General features: G+C 71.4%; 18 protein-coding genes. 9 read left to right on the top strand and 9 right to left on the bottom strand.

Translation table 11 applies throughout. From position 1 onward, the window contains the following. Positions 1–47 precede the first annotated feature (47 nt). On the bottom strand, positions 48–1,247 hold the full coding sequence (gene serB, locus ACWGDE_RS22995; RefSeq protein WP_453390880.1) for a phosphoserine phosphatase SerB: 1,200 nt from the start codon (positions 1,245–1,247) through the stop codon (positions 48–50). Positions 1,248–1,576: 329 nt separating this feature from the next. Here serB and ACWGDE_RS22990 point away from each other — a divergent pair, with 329 nt between their 5' ends. After that, entirely contained in the window at positions 1,577–4,090 is a 2,514-nt protein-coding gene (locus ACWGDE_RS22990) for an FHA domain-containing protein (RefSeq protein WP_453390879.1), read from the top strand. Positions 4,091–4,192: 102 nt separating this feature from the next. On the opposite strand, the gene ACWGDE_RS22985 is transcribed toward ACWGDE_RS22990, so the two are convergent. From ACWGDE_RS22985 to ACWGDE_RS22975, 3 genes are all read right to left on the bottom strand, one after another. Then, positions 4,193–4,852, bottom strand: a complete 660-nt coding sequence (locus ACWGDE_RS22985) for a transglycosylase SLT domain-containing protein (RefSeq protein WP_453390878.1) — start codon at positions 4,850–4,852, stop codon at positions 4,193–4,195. A 295-nt stretch (positions 4,853–5,147) separates the two neighbouring features. Further along, a complete protein-coding gene (locus ACWGDE_RS22980) occupies positions 5,148–6,329 on the bottom strand; it encodes an S-adenosylmethionine:tRNA ribosyltransferase-isomerase (protein ID WP_453390877.1) in 1,182 nt (393 codons plus the stop codon). Between the two features lie 149 nt (positions 6,330–6,478). Further along, complete coding sequence (locus tag ACWGDE_RS22975; protein WP_453390876.1) at positions 6,479–7,222, bottom strand: SDR family NAD(P)-dependent oxidoreductase; 744 nt, start codon at positions 7,220–7,222, stop codon at positions 6,479–6,481. A 191-nt stretch (positions 7,223–7,413) separates the two neighbouring features. Between ACWGDE_RS22975 and ACWGDE_RS22970 the strand changes: the two genes are divergently transcribed. The 3 genes from ACWGDE_RS22970 (at position 7,414) to ACWGDE_RS22960 (ending at position 9,569) form a co-directional block, all read left to right on the top strand. Then, a complete protein-coding gene (locus tag ACWGDE_RS22970) occupies positions 7,414–8,556 on the top strand; it encodes a GAF domain-containing sensor histidine kinase (protein ID WP_453390875.1) in 1,143 nt (380 codons plus the stop codon). Beyond that, on the top strand, positions 8,549–9,211 hold the full coding sequence (locus ACWGDE_RS22965) for a response regulator (RefSeq protein ID WP_453390874.1): 663 nt from the start codon (positions 8,549–8,551) through the stop codon (positions 9,209–9,211). The genes ACWGDE_RS22970 and ACWGDE_RS22965 overlap by 8 nt, the downstream gene beginning before the upstream one ends. A gap of 112 nt (positions 9,212–9,323) precedes the next feature. After that, the gene (locus ACWGDE_RS22960; protein WP_453390881.1) at positions 9,324–9,569 is read left to right on the top strand and encodes a chaplin; all 246 of its coding nucleotides are present in this window, start codon (positions 9,324–9,326) and stop codon (positions 9,567–9,569) included. A 307-nt stretch (positions 9,570–9,876) separates the two neighbouring features. Here the strand turns inward: ACWGDE_RS22960 and ACWGDE_RS22955 are convergent, their stop codons facing one another. Continuing rightward, positions 9,877–10,662: a hypothetical protein gene (locus ACWGDE_RS22955; RefSeq protein WP_453390873.1), complete on the bottom strand. Its 786-nt coding sequence runs from the start codon at positions 10,660–10,662 to the stop codon at positions 9,877–9,879. Positions 10,663–10,796: 134 nt separating this feature from the next. Between ACWGDE_RS22955 and ACWGDE_RS22950 the strand changes: the two genes are divergently transcribed. The 4 genes from ACWGDE_RS22950 to ACWGDE_RS22935 all read left to right on the top strand — a co-directional run bounded on the left by ACWGDE_RS22950 (position 10,797) and on the right by ACWGDE_RS22935 (position 14,049). Next, the gene (locus ACWGDE_RS22950; RefSeq protein WP_453390872.1) at positions 10,797–11,591 is read left to right on the top strand and encodes an ABC transporter ATP-binding protein; all 795 of its coding nucleotides are present in this window, start codon (positions 10,797–10,799) and stop codon (positions 11,589–11,591) included. A gap of 84 nt (positions 11,592–11,675) precedes the next feature. Continuing rightward, positions 11,676–12,107 carry an NfeD family protein gene (locus tag ACWGDE_RS22945; RefSeq protein WP_453390871.1) on the top strand — a complete coding sequence of 144 codons (432 nt, stop codon included), beginning with the start codon at positions 11,676–11,678 and terminating at the stop codon, positions 12,105–12,107. Positions 12,108–12,192: 85 nt separating this feature from the next. Next, positions 12,193–13,170: an SPFH domain-containing protein gene (locus ACWGDE_RS22940; RefSeq protein WP_453390870.1), complete on the top strand. Its 978-nt coding sequence runs from the start codon at positions 12,193–12,195 to the stop codon at positions 13,168–13,170. 108 nt (positions 13,171–13,278) lie between these two features. Next, positions 13,279–14,049, top strand: a complete 771-nt coding sequence (locus tag ACWGDE_RS22935; protein ID WP_453390869.1) for a sulfite exporter TauE/SafE family protein — start codon at positions 13,279–13,281, stop codon at positions 14,047–14,049. A gap of 78 nt (positions 14,050–14,127) precedes the next feature. On the opposite strand, the gene ACWGDE_RS22930 is transcribed toward ACWGDE_RS22935, so the two are convergent. The 3 genes from ACWGDE_RS22930 to ACWGDE_RS22920 form a co-directional block, all read right to left on the bottom strand. After that, positions 14,128–14,631, bottom strand: a complete 504-nt coding sequence (locus ACWGDE_RS22930) for an HNH endonuclease (RefSeq protein WP_453390868.1) — start codon at positions 14,629–14,631, stop codon at positions 14,128–14,130. 161 nt (positions 14,632–14,792) lie between these two features. Next, the gene (locus ACWGDE_RS22925) at positions 14,793–15,326 is read right to left on the bottom strand and encodes a YbhB/YbcL family Raf kinase inhibitor-like protein (protein WP_453390867.1); all 534 of its coding nucleotides are present in this window, start codon (positions 15,324–15,326) and stop codon (positions 14,793–14,795) included. 68 nt (positions 15,327–15,394) lie between these two features. Beyond that, positions 15,395–16,177 carry a sporulation protein gene (locus ACWGDE_RS22920; RefSeq protein WP_453390866.1) on the bottom strand — a complete coding sequence of 261 codons (783 nt, stop codon included), beginning with the start codon at positions 16,175–16,177 and terminating at the stop codon, positions 15,395–15,397. 123 nt (positions 16,178–16,300) lie between these two features. Between ACWGDE_RS22920 and ACWGDE_RS22915 the strand changes: the two genes are divergently transcribed. Beyond that, positions 16,301–16,942 (top strand): DNA-3-methyladenine glycosylase, encoded by a 642-nt coding sequence (locus tag ACWGDE_RS22915; protein ID WP_453390865.1) that lies wholly within the window; start codon positions 16,301–16,303, stop codon positions 16,940–16,942. 220 nt (positions 16,943–17,162) lie between these two features. On the opposite strand, the gene ACWGDE_RS22910 is transcribed toward ACWGDE_RS22915, so the two are convergent. Next, the coding region (locus ACWGDE_RS22910) for a hypothetical protein (protein ID WP_453390864.1) at positions 17,163–17,349 on the bottom strand (187 nt) is incomplete at its 5' end.

The raw sequence follows: 17,349 nt of genomic DNA, 5'->3' as shown, positions 1-17,349 counted from the left end.
GGCACCTTCCCGGTGCCGGGGCCCGCTCCGTTCGCGAAAGGGATCGCCTAGGCCAGATCGGCGGCCTCGACCTCTTCCCGGGTGATGCCCAGCAGGTACAGCACGGCGTCCAGGAACGGCACGTTCACGGCGGTGTCCGCGGCCTGGCGGACCACCGGCTTGGCGCAGAAGGCCACGCCCAGCCCGGCCGCGTTCAGCATGTCCAGGTCATTGGCGCCATCGCCGATGGCCACCGTCTGGGCCAGCGGTATGCCGGCCTCCTTGGCGAAGCGGCGCAGCAGCCGGGCCTTGCCCGCCCGGTCCACGATCTCGCCGGTGACCCGGCCGGTCAGCTTGCCGTCCACGATCTCCAGGGTGTTGGCGGAGGCGAAGTCCAGCCCCAGCCGGTCCCGCAGATCGTCCGTCACCTGCGTGAACCCGCCGGAGACCACGCCCACCTGGTATCCGAGGCGCTTGAGCGTGCGGATCAGGGTCCGCGCGCCGGGGGTGAGGCGCACCTCGGAGCGGACCTTGTCCACGACGGAGGCGTCCAGCCCCGCCAGCAGCGCGACACGGGCGTGCAGCGACTGCTCGAAGTCCAGCTCGCCGCGCATGGCCCGCTCGGTCACCTCGGCGACCTCGGCCTCGCAGCCCGCGTGCGCGGCGAAGAGCTCGATGACCTCGTCCTGGATCAGGGTCGAGTCCACGTCCATGACGACCAGGCGCTGGGCGCGCCGGTGCAGGCCGGCCGAGACCACGGCCACGTCCACGCCGATCTGCGCGGCGGCGGTGGCCAGGACCGTGCGCAGTGGCTCGGTCTCGGTGCCGGAGACGGCGAACTCCACGGCCGTCACCGGATACTTCGCGAGCCGGAAGATGCGGTCGATGTTGCCGCCGGTGGAGGTGATCCGGGCGGCGATGGCGGCCGTGGACTCGGCGGTGAGCGGGTTCCCGAGCACGGTCACGTGCGAACGGCCACTGCCGCGCGGCCGGTTGTCACCGGTGCCGGAGAGGATCTCGGCCTGCAGCTTCTGCGACTCGGCCCAGCTGTGGACGGTGGCCCGCAGCTCGCCCTCGGTGCCGCCGGAGGGATGGGTGACGAGGACGCACAGGACGATGCGCCCCCGCGTGACGACCTGCTCGATGTCGACGACGTCGACGGAGTAGGCCGCGAGGGTGTCGAACAGCCCGGCGGTGATCCCGGGACGGTCCTTGCCGAAGATCTTGACGAGGAGGGTGGGGACGTCGGAGGTCTGCGAAGCGCTCATGGTGCCTTCACCGTATCTCCCCGGCCTCCGCGCACGGACCCCCGTCCCACCTGCCGGAACCGTTTCGTTCCCGCGGAGCCGCGGAGCCGCCCGTCCGCGGTGGCGTCCGGACCGCTCCGGCGTGCGCCGGAGCGCCGGGAGGGCGGGCGGGAAGTCCCGAATCACACCCTCCGGGCAGTTTCTACCCCCTCGCGGAGGCGTCGCGGACGCCGTCGAGTGGCCCGGATTCCCCTTGTGGCCGTGCGCCTGAAATAGTTCCCCCGGATGTTCGCCATCCCTAGACTCCCTGACGTCATGGGGGATTCTCGGGGGACTTAAGTGGGGCTGGAGTGCCGGAACTCGTACTGGAATTGAATGGAAGGACCTGGACGCTCGATCCGTCCAGGTCGTACTCGCTGGGGCGCGACCCCCAGGGAGACGTGGTGATCGATGACGCCCGGGTGTCGTGGCGGCATGCCACCATCGCCTGGAACGGCCGGGGTTGGGGAATCGAGGACCACGGAAGCACCAACGGCACCTATGTGCACGGGGCGAGGGTCCAGCAGGCCGAGCTCGTGCCCGGCACGCCGGTGTTCCTGGGCAACGCCACCGACGGGCCGCGGCTGAATCCCGTCGGAGCGGCCGCCCCGGCGCCGCAGCCGGCCGTGGCGCAGCAGTCGCCGGCGCAGGCGTACGCGCAGCAGCCGCAGGCCCAGCCGCAGCAGTCCTGGCAGCAGGCGCCGCAGCAGGCACAGCACGCCCAGCAGGCACCGCCGCAGGTGCCGCACCAGCAGGCGCCCCCGGCGCCGCAGGCGCAGCCGTTCCCGCAGCAGCAGGGCGGCGGCACCCCGGGCTACGGCGACCACCGCAGCCCGACGACGTTCCACCAGCTCTCGCTGGGCCACGTCATGCGGATCGGCCGTGCGCTGGAGAACGAGCTGGTGGTCTCCGACCTCCAGGTCTCCCGCCACCACGCCGAGTTCCGCTCGATGCCGGGCGGCCGCTTCGAGATCCGCGACCTCGGCAGCCACAACGGCACCTACGTCAACGGTCAGCCGCTGGCGAAGTCCGGCACGGCGCTGCTCGGCCCGAACGACATCGTCGGCGTCGGCCACTCGACGTTCCGCATCGTCGGGGACCGGCTCGAGGAGTTCGTCGACACCGGTGACGTCTCCTTCTCGGCCCGCCACCTCACGGTCACGGTCGACGGCGGCAAGCAGATCCTCAAGGACGTCACCTTCGGCGTCCCGGAGAAGTCGCTGATCGGCGTCATCGGGCCCTCCGGCTCGGGCAAGTCGACGCTGCTCAAGGCGCTGACCGGCTACCGGCCGGCCAACGAGGGCGACGTCCTCTACGACAACCGCAACCTGTACAAGCAGTTCGCGGAGCTCCGCCAGCGCATCGGCCTGGTCCCGCAGGACGACATCCTGCACAAGGAGCTGAAGGTCAGCACCGCCCTGAAGTACGCGGCCAAGCTGCGCTTCCCGGGCGACACCGCCGAGTCCGAGCGCGCTGCCCGCATCGACGAGGTGCTGCGCGAGCTCAAGCTCGACATCCACAAGGACAAGAAGATCACCTCGCTCTCGGGCGGCCAGCGCAAGCGCGTGTCCGTGGCCCTGGAGCTGCTGACCAAGCCGTCGCTGATCTTCCTGGACGAGCCCACCTCCGGCCTGGACCCGGGCATGGACCGCGACGTCATGCAGCTGCTGCGCGGCCTCGCCGACGACGGCCGCACGGTACTCGTCGTCACCCACTCGGTCGCCGAGCTGGCCATCTGCGACAAGCTGCTGGTCATGGCCCCGGGCGGCTCGGTCGCGTACTTCGGTCCGCCGGACGAGGCGCTGAACTTCTTCGGCTACACCACGTGGGCCGACGTCTTCTCGGCCTTCGAGAGCTACCGCGACTACGACTGGGCCGGCCGCTGGAAGGGCTCGCAGCACTACCAGCTGTACGCGGCCGACATCGACGCGGTCGCCCCGCAGTCGGTGCAGCCCGCCGTGCAGCAGACCCGCCCGCCGAAGCCGCAGGGCTGGGGCTCCCAGCTCTGGACGCTGATCCGCCGCTACCTGTCGGTGATCGCGTCCGACAAGGGCTTCATCGGCCTGATGTTGATCCTCCCGGCGGTCCTGGGCGTGGTCTCCACGGTCATCCCGGCGAAGTTCGGCCTCGCGGCCCCGCCGAGCGGCTTCAACACCGCCGCCGGCACCATCGTCCTGATCCTCGCGGTGGGCATGTGCTTCTCGGGCGCCGCCAACTCCGTCCGTGAGCTGATCAAGGAACGGGTGATCTACGAACGGGAACGCGCGACCGGCCTGTCCCGGTCGGCCTACCTGATGTCGAAGGTGATCGTCCTCGGCATCATCACGGCCATCCAGGGCGTGATCATCTGCGGGATCGGCTTCTTCCCGCGCGACCTGCCGGCCGAGGGCCTGTTCATGCCCCCGGCCGTGGAGGTCTGCCTGTCGATCACCGCGCTCGGCTTCACGTCGATGATGTTCGGCCTGGTCATCTCCTCGCTGGTGAAGACCTCCGAGAAGACGATGCCGCTGCTGGTCATGTTCGCGATCGTCCAGGTCGTCTTCACCGGCGTCCTCTTCCAGGTCTACGACTCGCTCGGCCTGGAGCAGGTCGCCTGGCTGATGCCGTCCCGCTGGGCCGTCGCCGCCGCCGGCACCACGCTGCACCTCTCGCAGCTCATGGCGCCGTGGGACCGGGAGCACCCGGAGAACACCGACCCGCTCTGGGACGCCACGGTCGGCCAGTGGAGCTTCGACATCATCGTCCTGATCCTGCTCGGCGTCGCCTGCGGCTTCGCGGTCGCGCGTCTGCTGCGCCGCCACGAGCCCGAGGTCATGCGCAAGTAACACCCCGCACCACCAGCGGTACGCACGAACGCCTCAGGGCGGCCACCGGGAACACCGGGGGCCGCCCTGAGGCGCGTGGGGGTCTCGGAGGACGCCAGGGGCCTAGTAGGCGCTGTTGACGTTGTCCATGGAGCCGTAGCGGTCGGCCGCGTAGTTGCAGGCCGCGACGATGTTGGCGACCGGGTCGTACTGGTCGAACTTGGTGCCCTTGACGTGGTACGCCTTGAAGGTCGGGGCGATGACCTGGAGCAGACCCTTGCTGGGGATGCCGTTCTTGGCGTTGATGTCCCAGTTGTTGATCGCGAGGGGGTTGCCGCTCGACTCGCGCATGATGTTGCGGTGGATGCCCGCGTACGTGCCGGGGATGCCCTCGCGCTTCATGATGAAGAGCGCTTCCTTGATCCAGCCGTCGAGGTTGTTCGCGAAGACGGGGGTGCGGGCGGCGGAGCGGCTCGCGGCCTCCTTCTCGTCGCGGTCCTTCTTCGCGGCGGCCTCGGCCTTGGCCTTGGCGTCCTTGGCCTGCTTGTCCGCGACGACCTGCTGCGCGGCGAGGTGGTCGGACACGACCTTCGACTGCGCTCCGTCGACGACCTTGGTCCAAGCCACGGGGGCGGCGGCCACGACCGTCTCCGACTCACCGGCACCGGCCGGGACGAGGGAGAAGGCGAGAGCGGCGGCGCTCAGGGTGGCGGCACCGGCGATGGAGAGCCGGGTCGCCTTCGTCAGGCGACGACTGTGGCCGGGGGTGCTGGTCTTGGACATGCGTAGCAACCTCTTCGAATAGCGGGGGCCGCAGGAAAGCGCCGCTCGGATCCGGGATCCGCGGCGCTGTGCGACGAGGGCAATTCTTAGCGGTGGCAAAAACTTGTGGCAAAGGTGTGACGTACGAAGCCGCTTAGTGGATCACGGCAAGGCGCCGAGCCCGGAATTCCGGGCTCGGCGCTAGGCGCAGCAGCGCTGACAGGACCTTTATGTATCCACTAGGCAACTTCGTAAGTGATGTGCGTCCTATGTGCGGGCTCACATCGGCCACGTAACAATCTCACCGAGAGTTGCGTCAGCAATTCAATCCGTGAGTGATCTCATCCTTGAGTAGCAGATGGACGTCCCCGAACTCGTGCCAAAGGCATAGCCGGGCCGCCGCCTCGGCGTATCCGAGCCGTACGGCCTCCCGCCCGGCGACCGCCTCCAGCATCAGCAGGTGCGAGGCCTGCGGCTCGTGCAGCCCGGTCAGCAGCCCGTCCACCGCCCGCACGCCGCGCTCCGGCGTCACCACGAGGTCGGTCCAGCCCCTGGCCGCCCGCACCAACCCGTCCCCGTCGGCGGCCGACTCCAGCGCCCGCACCGCGGTGGTCCCGACCGCGATCACCCTCCCGCCCGCCGCCCTCGCCGCGTTCACCAGCCACGCCGTCGTCGCCGGCACCTCGTAGGGCTCCGGGTACGGCGGCTCGTGCGCCTCTTGCGAGGCCACCCCCGTGTGCAGGGTCAGCGGTGCGAACTGCACCCCCCGGCGCACCAGCTCCGCCACCAGCTCCGCGGTGAAGGGACGGCCCGCGCTCGGCATCTCCGCCGATCCCGCCCCGTCGGCGCGCGGCACCGCGAACACCGTCTGGTAGGCCGACAGCGGCTGCTCCCGCTCGGTGTACCCGTACCGGATCGGCCGCCCGTGTCCCCGCAGCAGTCCCGCCACCCAGTCCGGCGGCCCGGCCGCCACCCCGTCCCGCGGCCCGGCCGTCACCCCCGGCGGAGACGGCTGCCCCCCTCGCGGCGCCGGCCGCGCCCACCACAGCCGGTCCGCCCCGGCCGCGAGCGGCTCCTCCAGTACGAGGCGCCGCCCGTCCGGCAGCTCCACGGCCGCCCCGGCGGGGCCGCCGGGACGGGGCCGGGTCGTCCCCCGCACGACCCGGTCCGGATCCCGCAGCTCCACGGCCCAGCGGCCGTCCGGCCCCCGCGTGGAGAAGTGCACGACGATCCGCTCCCCGCCCAGGCGGGCGTCCACGGCGGCCGGCAGCGTCGCCGAGGTGTTCACCACCAGGACGTCCCCGGCCCGCAGCAGCCCCGGCAGCTCCCGGAAGGCGTGCAGCGACACCTCCGAGGCGCCCCGGGAGACCAGCAGCCGCACCGAGTCCCGGCCCAGGCCCGGCCCCCGCTGCTCGGCCGGAACCCGGGCCACAAGGCCTGGCGGTATGTCCGGTATATACAGTCCCTTCTCCCGTAGCCCCCGACCCCCGCCGCGCACCCGGCCCGAGGCTCCGCTCGCTGTGGCCCCCGGGGCTCGGCTGACGGCCGTCCCCCCAGGCCTGCCCGAAGCTTCGCCCGGCGCACTGCCGGTGGCGCCGATCGAGGCCGCTTCCCCTGAACCGCCGGCCACCTGGCCCCCTGCCAGGCTCACCGCGTCGCCGCCGCAGCCGTGCCGGGTGCCGCCGTCCCGGGCGCCAGCCCTTGCGCCGTGTACCGCCCGCTCGGCAGGTGCTCCGTCACCAGACGCAGCAGCAGCGGAGCCACCTCCTCCGGCGCGGGCAGCTCCGTCAGGTCCTCGTCCGGCTCGGCCGCCGCCATCATCCGCGTCCGCATCGAGCCCGGATCCACCCACCAGACGCGCAGCTGCGGCTCCTCGCCCGCGAGCACCGCCGACATCAGGTCCCCCGCCGCCTTGGTCGCCCCGTACGCACCCCACGTCGCGTACGCCACCACCGCCGCGTCCGAGCTGACGTTCAGCACCGCCCCGGCCCCGGCCCCGGCCCCCGCCGCCCGCAGCAGCGGCAGTGCTTCCTGGACCAGCCCCAGGGGCGCCACCACGTTCACCTCGAACGCCTCCCGCAGCCCGTCCAGCGGATGCGCCGCCAGCGGGACCAGCGGCTCCGCACCGAGCACCCCCGCGTTGTTCACCAGCAGGTCCAGCCCGCCCAGCGCCCGCGCCGCCGCCACCAGGTCCGCCCGGTGCCCGGCCGAGGTCACGTCCCCGGCCACGGCCGTGACCCGTACGCCCCGGGCCCGCAGCCCCGCCGCGGCCTCCTCCAGGACCCCCGCGCTCCGCGCGCTCAGCACCAGGTCCCATCCGCGCGCCGCCAGCTCCCCGGCCAACGCCCGGCCCAGCCCCCTCGACGCCCCCGTCACCATCGCCACGGCCATGACCGCTCCCTCGCTTCCCTGCAGACCTTCGGATGCCCCCAACCTAGGAACCGGCCCGCCCCCGCCGCCTCGGCCGCCGGCCGCACCCCGCCAGGTCCCTTCGACCTAGGCCGGGGACTACGCCCGCAACCGGCCCCGGCCTACGACCCGCGACCGATCCCGCAGGTCAGCGCCACTAGTACGGTGAGGCCATGCACCCCGGACCCAGAGGACCCGGAAGCGGCCTGGCCGCCGTGAGCACCGCGCTGCTCGCCATGAGCCGCCGGCTGGAGGTCCGCGACGTGCTGCGCACGATCGTCGCCTCGGCCCGCGAGCTCCTCGACGCCGAGTACGCGGCCCTGGGCGTCCCGGACGACCACGGAGGCTTCGCCCAGTTCGTCGTGGACGGCATCAGCGAGGAACAGTGGAGGGCGATCGGCCCGCTGCCCCGCCAGCACGGCATCCTCGCCGCGATGCTCCACCACGAAGGCCCCGAGCGGCTGGCCGACGTCAGGAAGGACCCGCGCTTCGAGGGCTGGCCCGCCGCCCACCCCGACATGTCCGATTTCCTCGGCCTGTCCATCAGGGACGGCGAGGAGACCCTCGGCGCCCTCTTCCTCGCGAACAAGCGCGGCCCGGGAGGCTTCAGCGACGAGGACGTGGACCTCCTCTCCCTCCTCGCCCAGCACGCGGCGATCGCCCTCACCAACGCCCGCCTCTACGAGCGCAGCCGCGAGCTGACCATCGCCGAGGAACGCTCCCGCCTCGCCCACGAGCTGCACGACGCCGTCAGCCAGAAGCTCTTCTCGCTCCGCCTGACCGCCCAGGCCGCCGCCGCCCTCGTGGACCGCGACCCGGCCCGGGCCAAGGACGAGCTCCAGCAGGTCGCCGTCCTCGCGGCCGAGGCCGCCGACGAACTGCGCGCCGCCGTCACCGAGCTGCGCCCGGCCGCCCTGGACGAGGACGGCCTGGTCGCCACCCTGCGCAACCAGGTCCGGGTCCTGGACCGCGCCCACACCGCGCGGGTCACCTTCGCCTGCGACGGAGTACGGGCCCTGCCGGCGGCCCAGGAGGAAGCGGTCCTGCGGGTGGCGCAGGAGGCCCTGCACAACGCCCTGCGCCACTCGGGCGGCGAACTGGTCGAGGTCACGCTGACCCGCCGGGAGGCCGGGGGAGCGGTGCTGCGGGTGAGCGACGACGGATCCGGCTTCTCCCCTCCCACCGTCCGCCGGGCGGGCCGCCACCTCGGCCTGGTCTCCATGCGGGACCGGGCGGCCGGCGTCGGAGGCCGCCTCACCGTCCACTCGGAGCCCGACGCGGGCACCACGATCGAACTGGAGGTCCCCGGTGGCTGACACCCCAGGACGGCCCGGCCGCATCAGGATCCTGCTCGTCGACGACCACCAGGTGGTCCGGCGGGGCCTGCGCACCTTCCTGGAGGTCCAGGACGACATAGAGGTGGTCGGCGAGGCCGCCGACGGCGAGGAAGGCATCGCCCGCGCCGAGGAACTGCGGCCCGACGTGATCCTGATGGACGTGAAGATGCCGGGCACCGACGGCATCGAGGCCCTGCGCAGGCTCCGCGGACTGGACAACCCGGCGCGGGTGCTGATCGTCACCAGCTTCACCGAGCAGCGGACGGTGGTCCCCGCCCTGCGCGCCGGCGCCGCGGGCTACGTCCACAAGGACATCGACCCCGACGCGCTCGCCGCCGCCATCCGCTCGGTCCACGCGGGCCACGTCCTGCTCCAGCCGGAGGTCGCGGCGGCCCTGATCTCCGAGGAGGGCCACGGCACCTCGTCGGCCGGACGCGGCGGCAACCTGACCGACCGCGAGCGCGAGGTGCTGCGGCACATCGCGGACGGCCGCTCGAACCGGGAGATCGCCCGCGCGCTGGTCCTGTCGGAGAAGACGGTCAAGACGCACGTATCGAACATCCTGATGAAGCTGGACCTCGCGGACCGGACCCAGGCGGCGCTGTGGGCGGTCAGACACGGAATCACGGAGTGATTCATACGGTCGGGTGTATGTCGCCCACATGGCGCATCCCGTTCGTCGGATGACCGTTCTTCATGACGTGCCGCGGCGGCTGGCCGCGGCAGACGTACTGGAGGACGAGAACGTGAAGAACATCAAGAAGGCCACCGCCGTCACCATGATCGCGGGCGGCCTCCTCGCCGCCGGCGCGGGTGTCTCGGCGGCGCACGGCGGTGCGTCGGCGGAGGGCGAGGCCCTGAACTCGCCCGGCGTGGCCGCGGGGAACCAGCTCCAGACCCCGGTCCACATCCCCGCGAACGTCGTGGGCAACACGGTCAACGTGATCGGCCTGCTGAACGGCGTCTGGGGCAACACGGGCGTCAATTCCTGATGCACCCCTCGCACTGCTCCGCAGGCTTCGGGCCGCTGCACCGGACTCCGTCCGGTGTCGCAGGCGGGCCCGCGTAGCGGCCAGGCACCTCGGCCCCGCTTCCCCCCTCTCCCCGGGAAGCGGGGCCGTTGCCGCAGCCGGGCAAAATCAGCCCCGCCGGGACCGGGCAGAATCAGCCCCGCCGGCGTTTGAGCGCGGGGCCCGGGGCGGCGCCCCGGAAAGCCCGGCGCAGCCGGGGACGCTTGCGCGACGGCGCCGCACCGGAAGCCCACGCAGCCGCCGCAGGCACACCGCGGCCGGCCCGAGGCTAAAGCCCCCGCTCCCGCTCCTCCACGGCAGAGTTGTACGCCGCGACCAACGCCCGCCGAGCGACCCGTTCCACCGGCCGCAAGGCCTCCGCCCGCGCCGCCATCTCCGACGCGGCCACCGCCGCCCCGTGCCCCCGCTCGTACGCCAGCGACACCATCAGGTCCACCCGCTGCGCCAGCGCCAGCACCCGTACCGCCCGCGGCGGGTATCCCGGCGCCAGCGCGTCCCGGCCGGCCTCCGTCCGGGCCCGGTACGCCGACAGCGCCGCGTCCGCGACCGGCCCCGATCCCGCCACGTCCAGCCGGGTCAGCGCCACCGTGGCCTCGCGCAGCGCCTCCGCGAGCTCCCGCTCCGCCTCGCCGAGGGACGGTACGTCCGCCGGCGGGGCCTCCCGTACCGGCAGGCAGTGCCAGGTGACCGAGACGTGCACGTCCCCGGCGGGCCCGGCCTCGCGGACCTCCGGCACCAGCCCGACCGCCGCGCCCACCGCCACGACCGCCTCCTCGGCGTCCAGCGCCCGCGCGTTGAACTCCGGCGGCCCGCTCAGCCCCAGCGGATGCCCCGGCGCCGGCAGCGCGACCCGCAGCCCGGTCACGCCCAGGCTCCGCAGCCGCCCGAGCGCGAGCGTGAGCCCCACCGGCCCGGTTTCCCCGGGCAGCCCCTCCACCCGGTGCACCGCGTCCTCGCCCACGATCGACAACACGGCCTCGTCGGGCGAGACGAGACCGGCCAGCAGAGCGTTCCCCCAGGCGGCCAGCCGCCCTGAACGTGGTTCGAAAAGCATCCCCCCACTTTACGGATCGGCCCTCCGAACCGGGCCCGCGCCCGGAGCCCTCCCCGAGTGGCGTAGGTTTTGCCCTGGGGCTGCGCCTACCGGTGCACAGACGAACCGAGACTGCAAGGGGAGACAACACGCTCATGAGCGATGTTCTGGAGCTGGTGGACGTATCCGTGGTCCGCGAGGGCCGGGCTCTGGTGGACCAGGTCTCCTGGTCGGTCAAGGAGGGGGAGCGCTGGGTGATCCTCGGCCCCAACGGCGCCGGGAAGACCACCCTGCTCAACGTCGCCTCCAGCTACCTCTTCCCCACCAAGGGCACCGCCACCATCCTCGGCAGCACCCTCGGCAAGGTGGACGTCTTCGAGCTGCGCCCCCGCATCGGCATCGCCGGCATCGCGATGGCCGACAAGCTCCCGAAGCGCCAGACCGTCCTGCAGACCGTCCTCACCGCCGCGTACGGCATGACGGCCACCTGGCAGGAGGAGTACGAGGACATCGACGAGCAGCGCGCCCGCGCCTTCCTCGACCGCCTCGGCATGACGGACTACCTCGACCGGAAGTTCGGCACCCTCTCCGAGGGCGAGCGCAAGCGCACCCTGATCGCCCGCGCCCTGATGACCGACCCCGAGCTGCTGCTCCTCGACGAGCCCGCCGCGGGTCTGGACCTCGGCGGCCGCGAAGACCTCGTACGACGCCTCGGCCGGCTCGCCCGCGACCCGTTCGCGCCCTCGATGGTCATGGTCACGCACCACGTCGAGGAGATCGCCCCCGGGTTCACCCACGTCCTGATGATCCGCCAGGGCAAGGTCGTCACCGCCGGTCCCATCGACCTGGAGCTGACCTCCCGCAACCTCTCGCTGTGCTTCGGGCTCCCGCTCGTCGTCGAGCGCAACGAGAACGAGCGCTGGACCGCCCAGGGCCTGCCCCTGCGTTAGAGCCCGTCCTCGCCGCCGGATCCGCTCCCGGCCGAGGCTCCCGCACCCTGTCCGGACCGCGCCCACCCGACCTACCATGACCATGTGGACATCGACGCGTGGGTGTGGTGGCTCATCGGCGCGGTCGGACTGGGCATCCCGCTCGTCCTGACCGCGATGCCCGAGTTCGGCATGTTCGCCGCCGGCGCGGTGGCCGCCGCGATCACGGCGGCCCTCGGCGGGGGAGTGGTCGCCCAGGTCCTGGTCTTCGTGATCGTCTCGGTCGCGCTGCTCGCGGTCGTCCGGCCGATCGCCAACCGGCACCGCAGCCAAAAGCCCCAGCACCGCAGCGGAATCGACGCGTTGAAGGGCCGCAGCGCCGTCGTCCTGGAACGCGTCGACGCCGGTGGCGGAGGCCGGATCAAGCTCGCCGGCGAGATCTGGTCGGCCCGCGCCCTCGACGCGGACACCAGCTTCGAACCGGGCGAGTCCGTCGACGTGGTGGAGATCGACGGAGCTACCGCGGTCGTCATGTGAGCAAGCAGCCGACTCGCGGCCCCGGGGTCTGCGAGACTCCGATCAACGGGGCAGCACAGACAGCCGGAAGGGCACGGGGAACCGCATGCAACCGATCATCATCGTCCTGATCATTCTGGTGGTTCTGGTCTTCATCGCACTGGTCAAGACGATCCAGGTGATCCCGCAGGCCAGCGCCGCCATCGTCGAACGTTTCGGCCGCTACACCCGGACCCTCAACGCGGGCCTGAACATCGTCGTCCCGTTCATCGACTCGATCCGCAACCGGATCGACCTCCGTGAACAGGTCGTCCCGTTCCCGCCGCAGCCGGTGATCACCCAGGACAACCTGGTCGTCAACATCGACACGGTCATCTACTACCAGGTGACCGACGCCCGCGCGGCCACGTACGAAGTGGCCAGCTACATCCAGGCCATCGAGCAGCTCACCGTCACCACGCTGCGCAACATCATCGGCGGCATGGACCTGGAGCGGACCCTGACCTCCCGCGAGGAGATCAACGCGGCCCTGCGCGGAGTCCTCGACGAGGCCACCGGCAAGTGGGGCATCCGCGTCAACCGTGTCGAGCTCAAGGCCATCGAGCCGCCGACCTCCATCCAGGACTCGATGGAGAAGCAGATGCGCGCCGACCGCGACAAGCGCGCCGCGATCCTCCAGGCCGAGGGTGTCCGCCAGTCCGAGATCCTGCGCGCCGAGGGCGAGAAGCAGTCCTCCATCCTGCGCGCCGAAGGTGACGCCAAGGCCGCCGCCCTGCGCGCCGAGGGCGAGGCGCAGGCCATCCGTACGGTCTTCGAGTCCATCCACGCCGGCGACGCCGACCAGAAGCTGCTCGCCTACCAGTACCTCCAGATGCTCCCGAAGCTCGCCGAGGGAGACGCGAACAAGCTCTGGATCGTCCCGAGCGAGATCGGTGACGCCCTCAAGGGACTCTCCGGCGCGATGGGCAACTTCGGCCCGATGGGCCCCGGTTCGGGCTTCAACCCGGGCGGTTCCGGCAAGGACGCCGCCGCGGCGGCCGACAAGGCGGCCGCGGAGCGCCGCGAACAGCCCCCCATCGACTGAACGGCCCCTCCCGGCTGCGTGATCCGTCATGATCAGTGAGGCCCCTCGACCTTCATGGCGGGGAGGCGACTCACTCACGCAAAGGGGACGGCCTTGCCCTCCTTCTCGATGTCCCTCTGGGAAGCGCTCGCGGTCCTCGCCGCGGGCATCGGCGCCGGAGCGATCAACACCATCGTCGGCTCCGGCACCCTGATCACCTTCCCGGTGCTGCTGGCCACCGGTCTGTCACCGGTCACCGCCAACGTCTCCAACACCCTGGGCCTCGTGCCCGGTTCGCTCAGCGGGGCCTTCGGCTACCGCGAGGAGCTCCGCGGCCAGCGCGCCCGCGTCCTGCGGCTCGGCGCCGTCTCCCTGGTCGGCGGGCTCGCGGGCGCGATCCTGCTCCTCACCCTGCCGTCGGACTCCTTCGACACGATCGTGCCCGTCCTCATCGGCCTGGCCCTCGTGCTCGTCGTCTTCCAGCCCCGCCTCGCCGCGGCGCTGCGCCGGCGCCAGGAGGCGGCCGGGGGAGACACGGGCCACCCCGACGGCGGCCCGGCCCTGCTCTCCGGAATGCTGCTCTCGAGCGCGTACGGAGGCTACTTCGGCGCCGCCCAGGGCGTGCTCTACCTCGGCCTCATGGGCCTGCTGCTCCGCGACGACATCCAGCGGATCAACGCGGTGAAGAACGTCGTCGCCGCGATGGTGAACGGCATCGCGGCCGTCTTCTTCCTCTTCGTCGCCGAGTTCGACTGGACGGCGGTCCTGCTCATCGCGGTCGGCTCCACCATCGGCGGCCAGGTCGGCGCCAAGGTCGGCCGCCGACTGCCGCCCACCGTCCTGCGCGGGGTCATCGTGACCGTCGGAATCATCGCGATCGTCCAACTGCTGCTCCGCTGAACGACGTAGCAAACGTACGCCGCCCAGCGCAGCCGTCCACCAGACAGGACGAGCGGTCCTACTCGATCACGCGCGGTCCTACGCGGAACGCTCCAGCCACTCCGGCAACGCGTCCCGCCCGCCCACCCCCAGCGCGAGCAGCATGGCGTCCGCCGGCGAGGGCACGAAGGGCTTGCGCAGCAGGGGCATCCCGGCCTCCTCCGGAGTCCGGGCCGCCTTGCGGTGGTTGTCCTCGGAGCACGAGGCCACCGTGTTCAGCCACGTGTCCCCGCCGCCCTGCGCACGCGGGAGCACGTGGTCCACGGTCGTCGCGCGTTTCCCGCAGTACGCGCACCGGTGCTGGTCCCGGATCAACACCCCCCTCCGTGACCAGGGAGCATGTCTTCGGAAGGGCACCCGGACGTACCTGCAGAGTCTGATCACCCGCGGCAACGGAAGATCCATCGTGGCCGCGCGCACACGGAGCTCGGGATGCGACTGTTCGACCACGGCCTTGTCCTGGAGCACCAGGACCACAGCCCGGTTCAGGGTCACCGTCGACAGCGGCTCGAAGCTCGCGTTCAGCACCAGCGTGTCCCGCATCTCGCCCACCTCCCGTGTGCAGGCCCGCGACCACACCGGCTGCGGGGCCCGAAACCACTCTGGCCGCGCGCGCCACGCGGGACAACGCAATAAAAATGCCCGGTCCTGGCCGTCTTTAGACCAGGACCGGGCAAACGCTCGGAGAACGAAAGGCGCGGTGATCAGCCCGCGGGGGCCTCGTACTCACCGATCAGCTGCGCCCGCCCCAACGAGTGGAACCGCAGATTGAAGCCGACGGCCGCCGGCGAGACGTCCGCACCGGGACCGAGCTTCTCCTTGTCCACCGCGTACACGGTGAACACGTACCGGTGCCGCTCCCCGGCGGGCGGAGCCGCCCCGCCGAAGTCCTTGGTGCCGTAGTCGTTCCGTACGTGCACCGCCCCGGCGGGCAGCCCCTCGAACTTCCCGCTTCCAGCCCCGGCCGGCAGCTCGGTGACCGAGACCGGCAGGTCGAAGAGCACCCAGTGCCAGAACCCGCTGCCCGTAGGAGCGTCCGGGTCGAAGCACGTCACGGCGAAGCTCTTCGTCCCCTCCGGGAACCCCTCCCACCGCAGCTGCGGCGAGACGTTCCCGCCCGACAGCACCTGCGCGTCCCCCAGATCGGCCCCGGGCTCCAGGTCCGTGCTGCTCACGGTGAACTCGTGCACCGGGGGATGGAAATCGTGGGGGAGCGGCGCCCTGCTCTGCTCGGCCACTGCTGAACCTCCTGCTGGGTTGAGTCGTCGCGTACCGGTAGCGGCTACCGCCCCGAGCCTAGAACCGCTCAGAGCCAGTTGCGCTGCGAACCCACCGACGCGATCCACTGGTTCAGGTACGCCGCCCAGTCGGTCCCCTGGTAGGACTGCAGCCCCACCTGGAAGCAGCGGTAGGTGTCGCTGCCCTCGCTGAACAGGCCCGGCTTCTTGTCCATCTCCAGGACGACGTCCATCTCGCGGCCGTCGGAGACGAAGGTCAGCTCGACCTGGTTCAGACCCCGGTACTGGGACGGCGGCAGGAACTCGATCTCCTGGTAGAAGGGCAGCGTCTGGCGCGTACCCCGGATGTGCCCGCGCTCCATGTCCGCGCTGCGGAAGGAGAAGCCCAGCTGCGTGAACGCGTCGAGGATCGCCTGCTGCGCCGGCACCGGGTGCACGTTGATCGCGTCGAGGTCGCCGGCGTCCACCGCGCGGGCGATCTCCAGCTCCGTGCTGACACCGATGTTCATCCCGTGCAGGTGACGACCGCCGAAGTGGGTGATCGGCGTCTCCCAGGGGATCTCCAGCCCGAACGGCACCACGTGCAGCGCGCCCGGCTGCACCTGGAAGGCACCGCCGAGGCGCTGCTTGGTGAAGACGATGTCCTGCTTGTACTCCTGGTCGCCGCCCTCCACCTCCACGCGCGCCTGGAGGCCGACGGACAGCCCCTCGATCTGCTGCTCCACGGAGCCGCCCTGGATCCGCACCTCGCCCTGGACGATCCCGCCCGGCACGACGTTCGGCTCGGTGATGATCGTGTCGACCGAAGCACCACCGGCACCCAGGCTCGCGAACAGCTTCCTGAACCCCATGCTCTGACTCCCCTTGAAACGGCTTGCTCTACAGACGTGTGCGATTACGCGCAGGACTACCCCTACAAACGCGGAACCTTAGGCCCCGGTTGCAGGTCCGCGCAGTCCACTACCCTCGACCGGATGAGCGCGCGCCCCGACCGTACGCCCCTGCCCAGGTCCTTCTTCGACCGCCCGGTCCTCACCGTGGCTCCGGACCTCCTGGGCCGCACCCTGGTCCGCATCACCCCGGACGGCCCCATGGAACTGCGCATCACTGAGGTGGAGGCGTATGAGGGGGAAGCGGACCCGGGCTCCCACGCCTACCGCGGCCGGACGGCGCGCAACGCGTCGATGTTCGGTCCACCCGGACACGCGTACGTCTACTTCATCTACGGCATGTGGTTCAGCCTCAACCTGGTGTGCGGTCCGCCGGGCCACGCGAGCGGGGTCCTGCTGCGGGCGGGGGAGATCACCGTGGGCGCCGATCTGGCTCGCAAACGCCGAGTTTCAGCCAGAGGCGACCGAGAACTGGCCAAAGGGCCGGCCCGGCTGGCCACCGCCCTGGACGTGGACCGCTCCCTGGACGGCGTGGACCTCTGCGCGGGCCCCGATTCCCCCTTGTCCCTCCTGGCCGGCACCCCCACCCCGCCCGACCTGGTGGGCAACGGCCCCCGCACCGGAGTGGGCGGCGCCGGCGCGGACCACCCGTACCGCTACTGGATCACCCACGACCCGACGGTGAGCCCGTACCGCGCCCACGCGCCACGCCGCCGCTCAACTTGACTCGGGGTGTGCGGACGCCTAACGTAGCCCGAGCCGCTTGAACGGGGCACTGCTATCGGCAGACCTCCAGAGCGGCCAACCCACTACCTACGACTTACCCCTGGCGGGGTCTTATTCGGCATGCCCGAATTCGATTCCGAGCGGCCGATTATGAGCCGCAAGGGATAAGCGCTAATGTGGTGGAGCGCCGAAAGGCAAAGACCCCCAACGGTCACCGAATTCAAATCCACCGCCGGAAACGGCGCGGAAATGATCTGGTAGAGTTGGAAACGAAGGAAGCGCCCGGAGGAAAGCCCCAGTAATTGTTACTGCGGGTGAGTACAAAGGAAGCGTCCGTTCCTTGAGAACTCAACAGCGTGCCAAAAATCAACGCCAAAAGTTGATACCCCGTCCACTTCGGTGGATGA

It is taken from the genome of Streptomyces sp. NPDC054956, assembly GCF_053609185.1.
This window is presented reverse-complemented; position numbering and strand designations above follow the sequence as displayed.